Source organism: Arenibacter latericius DSM 15913 (assembly GCF_000424985.1).
GTDB lineage: Bacteria > Bacteroidota > Bacteroidia > Flavobacteriales > Flavobacteriaceae > Arenibacter > Arenibacter latericius.
In genome coordinates, this window is record NZ_KE384289.1 from 1 (window position 1) to 12,813 (window position 12,813).

At 37.8% G+C, this 12,813-nt stretch carries 10 protein-coding genes; 2 read left to right on the forward strand and 8 right to left on the reverse strand.

Features of this window, described 5'->3' with window-relative positions; translation table 11 throughout:
- Positions 1-31 precede the first annotated feature (31 nt).
- From H344_RS20800 to H344_RS0118550, 8 genes are all read right to left on the reverse strand, one after another.
- On the reverse strand, positions 32-331 hold the full coding sequence (locus H344_RS20800; protein WP_157378396.1) for a hypothetical protein: 300 nt from the start codon (positions 329-331) through the stop codon (positions 32-34).
- Positions 332-584: 253 nt separating this feature from the next.
- Positions 585-2,120, reverse strand: a complete 1,536-nt coding sequence (locus tag H344_RS0118520) for a YifB family Mg chelatase-like AAA ATPase (RefSeq protein ID WP_026811632.1) — start codon at positions 2,118-2,120, stop codon at positions 585-587.
- 172 nt (positions 2,121-2,292) lie between these two features.
- Positions 2,293-4,689: a penicillin acylase family protein gene (locus H344_RS0118525; RefSeq protein ID WP_026811633.1), complete on the reverse strand. Its 2,397-nt coding sequence runs from the start codon at positions 4,687-4,689 to the stop codon at positions 2,293-2,295.
- A 213-nt stretch (positions 4,690-4,902) separates the two neighbouring features.
- Positions 4,903-6,885: a protein-disulfide reductase DsbD family protein gene (locus tag H344_RS0118530; RefSeq protein WP_034257003.1), complete on the reverse strand. Its 1,983-nt coding sequence runs from the start codon at positions 6,883-6,885 to the stop codon at positions 4,903-4,905.
- Positions 6,885-8,189 carry a tRNA lysidine(34) synthetase TilS gene (gene tilS, locus H344_RS0118535; protein ID WP_026811635.1) on the reverse strand — a complete coding sequence of 435 codons (1,305 nt, stop codon included), beginning with the start codon at positions 8,187-8,189 and terminating at the stop codon, positions 6,885-6,887. The genes H344_RS0118530 and tilS overlap by 1 nt, the downstream gene beginning before the upstream one ends.
- Positions 8,190-8,260: 71 nt before the next feature.
- Positions 8,261-9,106 carry an alpha/beta hydrolase gene (locus H344_RS0118540; RefSeq protein WP_026811636.1) on the reverse strand — a complete coding sequence of 282 codons (846 nt, stop codon included), beginning with the start codon at positions 9,104-9,106 and terminating at the stop codon, positions 8,261-8,263.
- 67 nt (positions 9,107-9,173) lie between these two features.
- The gene (locus tag H344_RS0118545) at positions 9,174-10,490 is read right to left on the reverse strand and encodes an anthranilate synthase component I family protein (RefSeq protein ID WP_026811637.1); all 1,317 of its coding nucleotides are present in this window, start codon (positions 10,488-10,490) and stop codon (positions 9,174-9,176) included.
- Between the two features lie 6 nt (positions 10,491-10,496).
- Positions 10,497-11,030 (reverse strand): NADPH-dependent FMN reductase, encoded by a 534-nt coding sequence (locus H344_RS0118550; protein ID WP_026811638.1) that lies wholly within the window; start codon positions 11,028-11,030, stop codon positions 10,497-10,499.
- Positions 11,031-11,167: 137 nt separating this feature from the next.
- On the opposite strand from H344_RS0118550, the gene H344_RS0118555 reads away from it, so the two are divergent.
- Both H344_RS0118555 and H344_RS0118560 read left to right on the forward strand, forming a co-directional pair.
- Positions 11,168-12,367 (forward strand): heparan-alpha-glucosaminide N-acetyltransferase domain-containing protein, encoded by a 1,200-nt coding sequence (locus H344_RS0118555; protein ID WP_026811639.1) that lies wholly within the window; start codon positions 11,168-11,170, stop codon positions 12,365-12,367.
- 56 nt (positions 12,368-12,423) lie between these two features.
- Positions 12,424-12,663, forward strand: a complete 240-nt coding sequence (locus tag H344_RS0118560) for a CDGSH iron-sulfur domain-containing protein (RefSeq protein WP_026811640.1) — start codon at positions 12,424-12,426, stop codon at positions 12,661-12,663.
- Positions 12,664-12,813: the final 150 nt, after the last annotated feature.

The following is a 12,813-nucleotide window of genomic DNA, read 5'->3' on the forward strand; positions in this document are numbered from 1 at the left end:
AGCCCTTCCTAAATATAGTCGATACTTAGTACTATGGCATCTGCTGACTTCTGATAGCAACTGTTGTCCGTGTTTCATACTTTGTTTCCACACGTCTACCAGACCTCCCGTGGTAAGGTAATTCACTTTCACTCCATATCCCCGCCATATTTACATCCCGCTGTCCGTGTAATCTTTGGACTTCGACTTGTTGTGTAGTCTCATCCCAACGGTTATGCCTGATATGATTCGTGTTCCTCGGGGCAGAGTTTTGCTTCCAACTTCCTTCAGATTCCTTCTCGCGATGGACACCCTTGTCTTCAGCTAATGGTTGGCGATTACAAACCCCCATAGTGAACTTTCATCACCTAGTTAATTACCATGCACGGCACACACAAACAGTAACACAGGCATTTTGCCTGTGTTGTTTTTTTGTATTACAATCAATATGATTTTTATTAAAGAAGTTAATTATTATAGCCTCTCTAATTAGCATCAGTCCCTACACGAGCGTGACCCTCGCTCTAGCGAACGTTTGCCTTCCTATATTCACAACCTACACTCCTACTCTACCAATACAACAAGAACCTCCTATAAAAGGAAAATTAACCCAACCAGCCTTCTCTATCCAAGCTTCTATATTGGATGGCTTCTCCAATATGAGTACCGGTTATTTCGGGTACGTTCTCAAGGTCTGCAATAGTTCTGGCTACTTTTAGAATCCTGTCATATGCACGGGCAGAAAGGTTTAAACGTTCCATAGCATTTTTTAGTAATTCTTTAGAAGCGTCATCCATTTTACAATGTTTCCTGATTTGCTTGGTATTCATTTGCGCATTGTAATGTACGGTGTCCGTCTCGGCAAAACGGAGGGTTTGAATCTCTCTAGCCGCCGTCACCCGCTTTCTTATGGCCACACTACTCTCCCCTTTCCTATCCTCCGATAGTTTTTCGAATGGCACTGGCGTGACTTCTATATGAATATCTATTCTGTCTAATAGCGGACCTGAAATCTTGCTCAGGTACCGCTGCATTTCTGCGGGGGAAGAAGTAACGGGAGCATCGGGGTCGTTAAAATAACCACCAGGACTTGGATTCATACTTGCTACCAGCATAAAACTACTGGGGTAAGTCACGCTAAATCGTGCCCTAGAAATGGTTACCTCACGATCTTCCAAAGGTTGACGCATTACTTCTAGTACCCCCCGTTTAAATTCTGGCAATTCATCCAAAAACAACACCCCGTTATGAGAAAGGGATATCTCCCCTGGTTGAGGATACGCTCCGCCTCCAACGAGCGCTACATCGCTTATTGTATGGTGCGGACTACGGAAAGGTCTTTGGTTCATAAGCCCCATATTCTTTATCTTCCCTACCACACTATGAATTTTAGTGGTTTCTAAGGCTTCTTGCATCGTCATGGGCGGTAATATAGAAGGCAACCGTTTAGCTAACATGGTCTTCCCCGCTCCTGGCGGACCTATCAGGATTATGTTATGTCCGCCAGCAGCAGCAATTTCCATGCAACGTTTAATGCTTTCCTGTCCTTTAACATCCGAAAAATCGTGTTCTGGGAAATCCAAAGTTTTATAGAATTCGGTCTTAGTATCTATAATCGTCTGTTCTAAGGGCGTGCCTTTATCAAAAAAGGATATCACTTCCATAACGTTATCTATCCCATATACTTCCAAACCTTCTACAATTGCCGCTTCGCGTGCATTTTCTTTAGGAAGTATAAATCCTTTAAACCCTTCCTCTTTTGCCTTAATAGCGATGGGTAGCGCCCCTTTTATTGGCTGTAAGCTTCCATCTAAGGACAGCTCACCCATAATTATGAAGTTCTCTATGGAATCTGATTTTATCTGTCCAGAGGCAGTTAAAATCCCTAATGCTAATGTTAGGTCGTAGGCCGAACCTTCTTTCCTAAGATCTGCCGGCGCCATATTGATAGTTATCTTTTTACCAGGTATCCGGTAGTCATTATTAAGTAGCGCCGCAGCAATACGATAGTTACTTTCCTTAATTGCATTGTCTGGTAAACCTACCAAATGATAGCCTACACCCTTGGCGATATTTACCTCAACAGTAATTGTAGTGGCCTCTACGCCAAAGACCGCACTCCCATAAACCTTTGTAAGCATCCCGTTCTATTTTACTTAAATGTAAGTAATTAAAACTTTTTATGGGGAGAATATGGGGCAAAAAAGACCAAAATTCTATAATGACGGGTTATAAAATGTAGAAAAACAGGATTAATAATAAGTGATAATGAGACAAAGAAATCAATCTTCCTTAAATCTCCGATATTAATTGTTACTGTTTAGGCTTTAAGATAAGAAGCGATTTTTTAGTACGAATGAACTCTTCTTTATTCATCATCATTTTCCTGAACTCGCCATTATTAAACATTTTAGTTTGGTCCTTATAATGTTTGCTAAATGGATTCCCCGATTGTCCAGTCGGTAAAATACTGGTGCTGTTTTCCACATCGGAAAAATCGATAACCCGCCTTGTAGAAGGGCCTGACGTTACTGGGTATTTACCTGTTTCATTATATCTAAAAGCCATATTATTAATAACTTCTCTAGTGGCACCTATGGGAAAGGGACCTACGTTTAAAAAACTTCTAAGGGCTTTAACCTTCCCAATTGGATGTTCGTGCTCCAGGGTATGTACTTTTCCCCAAGTCCAACTTTTCTTATTAGGTCCAAAATCGGCTTCCAGCGACTTTAACGCCATTTTAAAAGCTTGGTTTACTCTATTAGTTTTATTTTCTACAGTATCCGTAGTGTGAATATCATCAAACCAAATTGAATTCTCTTTTTTTGCCATAGGGGCTATCATCCTCTTATGCAAATGGGTGCTTAGCAGTTGTTGGAACATTTCTGGTCCCAACTCGTCTTCAAAGGTATTTTTCAAAAGAGCATAGATCCACCTGTGGTATATTGTAGGAGCTATGCTATCTATCTCATTCTCCCCTTTCCATGCACTTATTTTATCCAATGCCATAATCTCGGATTTATCTAGCTGGGATACATCCATCAATTTTGCAAGATCGGTAACTATTTCGGCATTCACATCAGATACACCATCCAACAGCATAGCTTCTACATCGTCCCTTGTCCAATCATCCTTGGGCTCCAATAGCTTTACAATCCGCTTTGCCCTATTCTCTGGTAGGTAATAGCCAGGATATTGCATCCCTGCTATGGAATCTGGCTGATTGTTGGCCGAATACACATAGTTCCAAGGTGGATTAATAGCCATTGGGTTTTCTAAAAAATCTAAATATTCTAGAGGTTCGTCTTTTCCGGAACTACCATCTAATATAAATTTGGTATGTGTACTATCTGGCATTTTATAGAGCTGTGCTGATGCAAACCAGGCAATATTTCCCGCTGCATCCCCATACATTAAATTAAGACCTGGAGCGTGAATTTTGGGAAGTGCCTCTTGGAATTCGGATAAATTCTGGGCATGGGTAATCCCATACAGTGCTTCCATCACTTTATTCTCCATTTTGGTATATATCCAAGACATTGCAATGGGTTGCTCACCAGTTACCTCGTCTATGATACCGTTTAAAATAGGGCCATGTGCCGACTTTTTATAGGAAAAGGAGATATCTTGTCCATCCTTTACCTTTATGGTCTTATTAACCTCTTCAAATTTTTCCCATCCGTTAAGAGTTTTGTATGTTGTAGGGTCCGATGGATTTTCTTCCTCGTAATAGAAGTCAATATCATCATTCTCGAACATGGTTATTCCATAGGCTAATTTTCTATCGTGCCCTAGCAATGGGAATGGAATTCCTGCCATATGGTAACCATATTTTTCGTAATTAGGAGTACTTATATGGGCCTCGTACCATACAGAAGGCTGTGCAAACCCAATATGGGGATCATTGGCCAAAATTACTTTACCGTTTTTTGTTTTTTGTGAACCAATTACCCAACTATTACTTCCTTCAAACAGAGGAAGTGGAAGCTTATTTAGCACCTTATGTACCACAGCTGCCATCTGATTGCTTAGCGTATCCTTAGAGCTAGGCTGATAGTTTTTAATAAGGGTGGTACTAGAATCTACATCTATTTCTAAATCTCTTAAATATTCTGGTCCAAGCTTATTCTTAATATTGGTTAGAAGGGGATCTGTCTTATGTGCCATAGCAAAGCTGAATGCCATATAGCCCATTGTATTATGAATGTCCTTAATCGTAAAAGGTCTTTTTTCTATTCCCGTGAGATAGAATTCAACGGGGGTTGGCCCTTCCTCCTGAAATTGGTTCACCCCATCTAAATAAGCTTGGGCGAGTTTAACCATAGGTGAATTATGGTCTAATTGGTCTACTGTTTTTTGAGAGGCGTCATCGATCCCTAAGGATAAGAAAAACTTATCTGTATCTACTAATTCTTCCCCAAACATCTGGGAGAGTTTCCCTTCTGCAATTCTTCGCAACAATTCCATTTGCCAGAGTCGGTCTTGAGCATGAACATACCCAAGGCTCCTATAGGCATCTTCCTCCTCTTCCGCATAGATATGTGGAATACCATAATCGTCATAATAAACTTCTACCTTATCCTTTAAATTGGAAAGTTCTTGTTCCCCGGAGTATTTAGGAGAAAATGAAAATATAACAACAACGCCAATTAGCGCCAATATAATCAGGATGCCAAAAACACCCCACAAAACTTTTTTAATTGTCCTCACTAAAGCAAATTAATGCCTAAAGGTAAATTAATAATAACGATAAAAAAAGCACTCCTAGGAGTGCTTTTAAGCATTTTTAAACTCTTCGATAATCCGCAAAAATTATAGATGTAATACTGTAATTCTTCAGATAAAATGGAGGATAATCCGACGAATTACAAAGGCATATGGGAAGAAAATCCAGATTGGAAAATCCCACAATAATAATTTAACTTATTTCAACATCGTTAAGTTTTGAAAATTGGAAACCCCTTTTTTAAGCCATTCCTTATAGGTATCCCTGTCTGTATATTGTATGGCCGAATTTAATACTTCCAAGTCTGGGGAAAGTAAAACATAATATGGTTGTGAAGCCGCATTAAAATTCAGGGTTTGAAATGTCCCCCATTTTTCTCCAACGGTAGATATATTCTTCACCCGACCAGACTTGTACTTAAAATCAAATTGCTCTTCGCTTGGAAGTTCCTTTCGGTCATCTATATATAAGGAAATTAGCACATAATCTTCTTTTAATATGGGGTATATATCGGATTCGCTCCATACGTGTTCCTCCATTTTCCGACAGTTTACGCAAGCCCAACCTGTGAAGTCCAATAGAATAGGCTTATTCACCTTTTTGGCATGGGCAACCCCTTCATCAAAGTCTTTAAAGCAATCTATCCCTAACGGGCAGTCGCTTTCCTGGGTTACTACGCTATAGAAATGTGGTGGTGGGAAACCACTCAATAATTTTAAATTAGTGATATTAGATAGCCCTAGAATAAGGTATATGGAAAAGGCAGCGGATACTAGTCCCGTTATCTTTCTTCCTTTGGATAATTTTTGCTTAGGACCATCATGTGGGAATCTTAGGATTCCGAATAGATATAGAGTTAGTAATACAAATAATACAATCCAGACTCCTAAAAAGATTTCTCTTTTAAAGATCCCCCAGTTGCCCACTAAATCTGCGTTGGACAAGAATTTGAAAGCAAGTGCCAACTCTAAAAATCCAAGGGTCACTTTAACTGTAGTCATCCATCCTCCAGATTTTGGCATTGAATTCAACCATGCAGGGAAAAGGGCGAACAACCCAAATGGCAAGGCTAGGGCAAATCCAAATCCAACCATACCTATGGTAAGATTTGTAGCTACATCACCATCGGCAAGAGCGGTACTTCCCAATAAGCCTCCTAAAATAGGTCCCGTACAGGAAAAAGAAACAATGGCTAGGGTTACTGCCATAAAAAATATACCTATTCCTCCGCCCACTTTACTAGAAGCCGAGTCCATTTTATTGGCCCATGAGCTGGGGAGAGTCAGTTCGTAATATCCAAAAAAGGAAAAAGCAAAGAATACAAATATGACAAAGAAGGCTATGTTTAGCCAAATATTGGTCGCTATAGTGTTCAGTATCTGTGAATCTACCGAATCAAATAAGTGAAAAGGTAGGCTTAACAAAAAGTAAATTAAAACAATAAAAAAGCCATATAACAAAGCATTCCCAACGCCACGTGATTTATTTTCGGACTGCTTTGTAAAAAAAGAAACCGTAAGGGGAATCATAGGAAAGACACAGGGTGTCAATAAGGCTATAAAACCACCAAGGAAGCCTAAACCAAAGATGACCCACATGCCAGTCTTTTCGTCCACGTGGTCTCTATCCCCTTCAACTAAGAGGTCCTTATTTTTAAGGTCTACTATAAGTGCTTTACCTAATTCCTTACTACGTTCATCTACCTCTTTTTCTATTATTACTGCCTCTTCTCCGGTGAGGGAAATATGAAACACCTCATCCTTCGGGATACAAACCTCGTTACAAATCTGATAAAAGAGTCCCACTTCTACCTGGGTAACCTCTGGATTTAAAAGTTTTATTTTTTGGGTAAAAATTGCCTCATTCCTAAAAAAGGTTTCATCTACCTCAAAAATTTCGGAATATTCGGTTATCGTAGCACTTTCTTTGGCTTCCCCAATTAACTCGTAGTCTTCTCCCTCTTTAACAAACGTAAATTCACTTGGTAAGGAACCGTTTTCATCTGTATACTGAGAGAAGATATACCACCCTTCATATATGTCGGCCTTTATGATTAAATTATATTCCGTATCAGAAATCTTCTCCGCCGTATAGCTCCATGCGGTGGGGTTATCGTTTGATTGGGCTTGCCCCAAGAACAATCCGAAGATAAATACAAGTACTCCTATTAATTTCCTCATTACAATAAACTAATCTTTACAATATTCTTTGTTAATTCTGTAATTTTAAAGCGATCATCGGCACGTTTTCCTACTACCCAAACCACTTTATTTCCGGAACACAGCAACCACTGGTTTTCTTTAGAAAAATTGTCAAACTTTTCGTCCTTGAAATATTTAGACAGTTTTTTCTTGCCCTTCATTCCGAGCGGGTAAAAATAGTCCCCTTTTTCCCTTTTTCGGAGGATTAAGGGATACTTTAACGTTTCTTTGTCTAGATATAGTACTTTTTGGGAAAATTTTTCAATTTGATCTACCTCTTCTATTTTCATTGGAATGGGGACACTTATTTCCGAAACACCTTCCATAATTTTATAAAGGTTATCGTTTTTAAATGTCTTTTCCTGTAATAACAAAAACTCCCTGTCCTTTAACAGACGATGGGAAGGCGATTGTACTTCCTTCCCACTATTGGTTGTAAGAAGCCCATAGATATCTTCCCATTGAGTAAATCCGTATTCCTTAAAAAAATGAAATAAGTAGCTCTTAGTGGGCTGTAAGTTTAAAAGTGAAGCTGTTGCCACTTTTATCTGACCATCTACAACTGTAAAGAGCTTTTCCTTAAGCTCTTTTAGGTAAACCTGATTAATCTTTAGTGTATCTATTAAATGCTCCTGGGTCTTTAAAAAATTATCCAAGAAGGTGGGGTGTAATTCCTTAAGTTGAGGTACGATGGTATGGCGAATATTATTTCTCAAATATTTAGTATCCTCATTACTTGCATCCTCCCTCCATTTCAACTTTTGATCTTGAGCATAAGAAAGCACCTCATCTCTAGAAAATTTAAGAAGAGGTCTGGAGATAGAATCAGTTTTTGACGGAATTCCGGTTAAGCCTTCAATTCCTGTACCTCTAGACAGGTTAATAAGGAAGGTTTCTAAATTATCATCGGCATGATGCGCGGTGACCAAGGTTTTTATATTCCGTTCCTGCATTAATTCCTTAAACCAGGCATACCGCAATTCCCTAGCTGCTATCTGTATAGAAAGTTTGTGATCACTTGCATATTCCTTTGTATTGAAATGGGTTACATGTAGAGTTTTACCTAATGAAATAGCCAATTGTCTAACAAAGTTCTCATCTTTATCACTTTCGGCATCTCGCAAATGAAAATTACAATGTGCTAACTCAAAGTCCAACTTACATGATGCACATAAATGGGCCAAAACTACACTATCTACCCCTCCACTTATTGCCAACACAAAAACCTCCCTTGCAAGATTAGGGAAATTTTCTTCTATGTGATTTTTAAATTGGTATAACACGGCACTAATTTAAGGAAGATAAATGGATTGATCCCTTCTGAAAATGTTGATATCTACATCTATTTATCTGCTTAATCACCAGAATGTCTAACAATTGTTTTCATTTTAAACCAATCGGATATTTTTTGCAGTACCTCTTTCCTGCAAAGGTCCTTATGCAATTCGTGATATCCCCCTTCAAATAATTCTAAAGTGGTCACGGAAGCGTTATTATGAAAATCCTGAGTGCCTCTATAATCTATTATTTTGTCTCCGGTCCCATGGAGAAGCAAGGTTTTTGTTTTTAATTTGGAAGAATTATCAATTGCCCATTGGCCAGCCGCTATCATTGGAAAGGCAAACATGGGACTTACCTTATCATGACCTAAGGGATCTTGTTTATAATGCTCCACCTCTTCGGGAATTCTGGATATACCTTCAGGATCTAATCCTGAGGACATCGTTATATGAGGAAAAATTCCCATAATAGCCTTCCCAAGAATCATTTTCCATTTAGGGGGTTGGAACGCTAATTTTAAATAGGGACTGGAAGCTACTATACCTTTAAGGGGTGATTTTGATCTTAACCCATAATTAAGCACTAAATTCCCTCCCATACTATGGCCGTATAAAAATACTGGAGTACCGGGAACAACAGACTTGCCTTTAGCTATCACCATATCTAGCAACCCCATTAGATCTCCATAGCTAGGACAATCTCCTCTTTTACCTTCAGTTTGACCATGCCCAAAATTGTCGTACCCTATTACTGCCATATTTACTTTTAAAAGCGCTGGTACTACATCTGTAAAATAGCGCCCAGAATGTTCCCCAAAACCATGTACTAAAACTACAAGACCCTTAATAACAGCTGGTGCTACATACCAGCAATATATAGGAGTGTCTTTATATTTTAATGGAAGAGTTATTGTTTCCATAGCTAAATTTATATTTATGTATTCTAAAACTACTTGTTATTCGGATAAAAAGACCCTAAAAATTTTACTACCTCAATTTGTTATGAACATCTTCCAAAACCTGATGCATAGCCTTGGCCTTTAATAGGCATTCTTCATATTCCCTTTCTGGGGAGGCTTTTGCGGTTATAGCACTCCCTACAGAAAAAGAGGCATAGGATTTTGATTTATTGTAAAGGATACTCCTGATCACTACATTGAGGTCAAAATCGCCTTCGGGAGTAAAGTACCCCACACTTCCTGAGTAAAGGCCTCTTTTAGTGGCTTCCAAGGCATCAATTATTTTCATGGCAGAAACTTTAGGCGCCCCCGTCATACTTCCCATAGGAAATGTTTCTTTAATAATATCTACTGGATTCTTATTGTCTGATACCTCAGCAACAACAGTAGAAATCATCTGATGCACTTGATCAAAAGAATAAACCTTACAGAGTTCCTCCACTTTCACAGTTCCTTTTAAAGCACTCTTAGACAAATCATTACGCACGAGATCTACTATCATAATATTCTCTGCCCGTTCTTTTGGATCTGCTGCTAAGTTAATTGCCAATTCCGAATCTTCGTGCGAGTCCTTTGACCTTTTTGAGGTACCTTTTATTGGTTGTGATATCACCTTAGCCCCCTCTTTCTTAAGATAGCGTTCTGGAGAGGCAGACATTAGATAATTGTCATTTAATTTTAAAAAAGTAGCAAATGGGGCATGTGAAATAGCATTTAATCGTAAGTAGGTCGCTAAAGGATTTATCTGAATGTTATCTGCATAAAATTCTAGGCAAAAGTTAGCCTCATAGATATCGCCTCTATGAATATGCTCTAACATGGTGTTTACTTTGGAATAATATTCCTCCTTATGGATCCTTTGCTTTATCTGTACTTCCGATTCAGCAAATAAGTTATAAGCATAAGGCCCTTCTGGACGAGTTAGCGCTTCAAAATCAGCTTCAATCTCATCGTCAACCATATTGAGATAATTAAAGCTTACCAAGTTCCCTTCTATATAAATAATCTTTTTGGGCTGAAAAAAGAACAAGTCAGGAAAACTCAAACCATCAAAATTAGAAGACGTTAATACCTCTACATCATTTTTAAGGTCATAGGACAAATAGCCAAAAATATAATCCTTAGTATTGGCCTGATAGATTTTTAAATCTTCAAAAGCATTTTCGGTATCTGTAACAATAGAAGTTAATGCATCCACAGCAAGGACACCATCGAAAGAAGTGTATTTTTCATTGTGTCCATTACTATCACGCCATACCACCTCATTAAATTGCTGAGCCCATTGCAGCAAGTTTTTTTTAAATCCTTTAATATCCGAAACCGTAAACGATAACTTTTTTCGCAAAAGATTTTAAATTTTAGAAAGGAAGCTTTGCAACGCTGTATTATGTGCTTCCTTTAGTTCCAAATCTGTGATTCCTTCCTTTTCTGAAAAGGTATGTTTAAATGAGGGCAAAGAAAAAGTAGATACTATTTCTCCCCCAAATCTCGACAATAATTTATTGGCTATTTCTTGAGATCCAATTGCACCTCCTCTACCCCTAGAAGAAGACATCAATAAAATTTTTGTGTCCTTTAAAAATTCCCTATCTACTCTAGACAACCAATCGATAAGATTTTTAAAATAAGCAGATACATTGCCATTATGTTCATTTACGGAGAGAATAAGGCCTTTAGACTCTCTTATTTCTTCTATCAACTTCTTTAAAATTGGAGCATATCCCTCTTCTCTTTCCAGGTCATCACTGTAAATAGGCAGCACTATTTCTGTCATATTTAATAGGCGAACTTCCTTATTGGTTACAAGGGATGCGGTATGTTTTACCAATTGAAAATTGATGGATCGACTTGAGTTACTCCCTGCGAATGCTAATAATTTTGACATCTATTAATCTATATAATATATTACTGCAACGAAAATACCGCAAAATAGATTGACTTGCGAGATATTTATCTAATTTTGCACCCCGAAACATCCAAAGCAACTGTTTTACAAGTATATAGGATACATATAAATTATAAATGGGGAATACCAACCTGAGACTTTATTTTATTGATGCAATAAGAGCCTGGGCCATCTTAATGATGCTGCAAGGACATTTTGTAGATGGTTTGTTGGACAACGCTTTTAGAGACAACACCAATATATTTTATTCTATTTGGAAGTATTTTAGAGGGGTAACTGCTCCAGTTTTCTTTACGGTATCTGGATTTATATTCACTTACCTGCTTATTAAAGGAGATAAAATTGGATTTAATAACCCAAGGGTAAAAAAGGGTATTAAAAGAGGGCTTCAATTGTTGGTAATTGGATACCTACTTAGATTAAACTTTTTCGGTCTCTTAAAAGGACAAATCTATAGCTCCTTTTACGTTGTGGATGTATTACACTGTATAGGACTATCTATTTTAGGAATCATTGGTATATATCTACTGACGGCTAATAGAAATAAGTTTTTATTTCCCAGCATTTTACTAATCATTACCCTGGTTCTCTTTGTAATGGAACCATATTACAAACAATATTCCCATCATTATTTACCCAACTTATTAGCCAACTACCTTACTAAGGCTAACGGTTCTGTATTTACTATTATGCCATGGTTTGGGTATGCCAGCATAGGGGCTTTTCTTTCTGTTTGGTTCAACCGATTTAAAAGCAGCACTTATTTATATCCAGTAGCTATTTTAAGCTTTTCGGCCATAGGGGCTTTACTAATATTATATTCTTCTAGTTTCTTTTTAACACTATCTAACCTAACGGGATTAGCCTTATTTACTAAGGTTTATTTAAACAACTACCTGTTTATTAGACTAGGTGATGTATTTCTAGTGTTTGCAGTTTTTATGGTATTTAGAAGGTTCTTTACCAATAGCACTTTGTTAAAAATAGGCCAAAGCACGCTTTCTATTTATGTATTCCATTTTATTATTCTTTATGGAAGTTTTACAGGATTAGGCCTATACTACTTTTTAAATCACTCCCTTTCTCCTTATATAGTTATTCCTGGGGCTTTAGCTTTTATCATTGTCACTACCTTGTTAGCCTTAAAATATGAGAACAATAAAGTGCAGATAAAAATGCATTTGGCAACTGGGATTAAGATAATTCTAGATAAAGCAGCCTCATTAATAGGAGTGGAAAGTTTACCTAGTACTAAGTCAATTTGGTTAAAATCCAAGCTAGGCTTACAGCGCTTATTTAGACTGGTAAAGAATTAACCCCTTAATACTCTTTTCCATAAAGGTTTGTCCTATTTTCGCGCAAAAATATAAACATGAGCGAACCTGTAAAAAAATTCTCTCCTGTGGCAATAGCTATGGAGAAAGACAAAAGATATTCTTGGTGTACTTGCGGTCACAGTATCAATCAGCCTTTGTGTGATGGATCCCATAGGGCGGCAAAAGCCACTCCTCCATTAGCATTTGTAGCTACAGAGGATAAAACCGCTAATTTCTGCACTTGCAAACTAACAAAAAACCCTCCTTTTTGTGATGGTTCACATAAAGGGATTTAGTAGTGAGTACAAAGTATTAAGTACAAAGTATTAAGTAGTGAGTTCTTCCCTCGGGCAGGCCCGAGAACACGAACTTTAGCTAACTTAAGTTTGGGTATCTTTTTAATAATATCCTATTTAAATAGCGAAGCAAAATTCCTTATCCTCAGA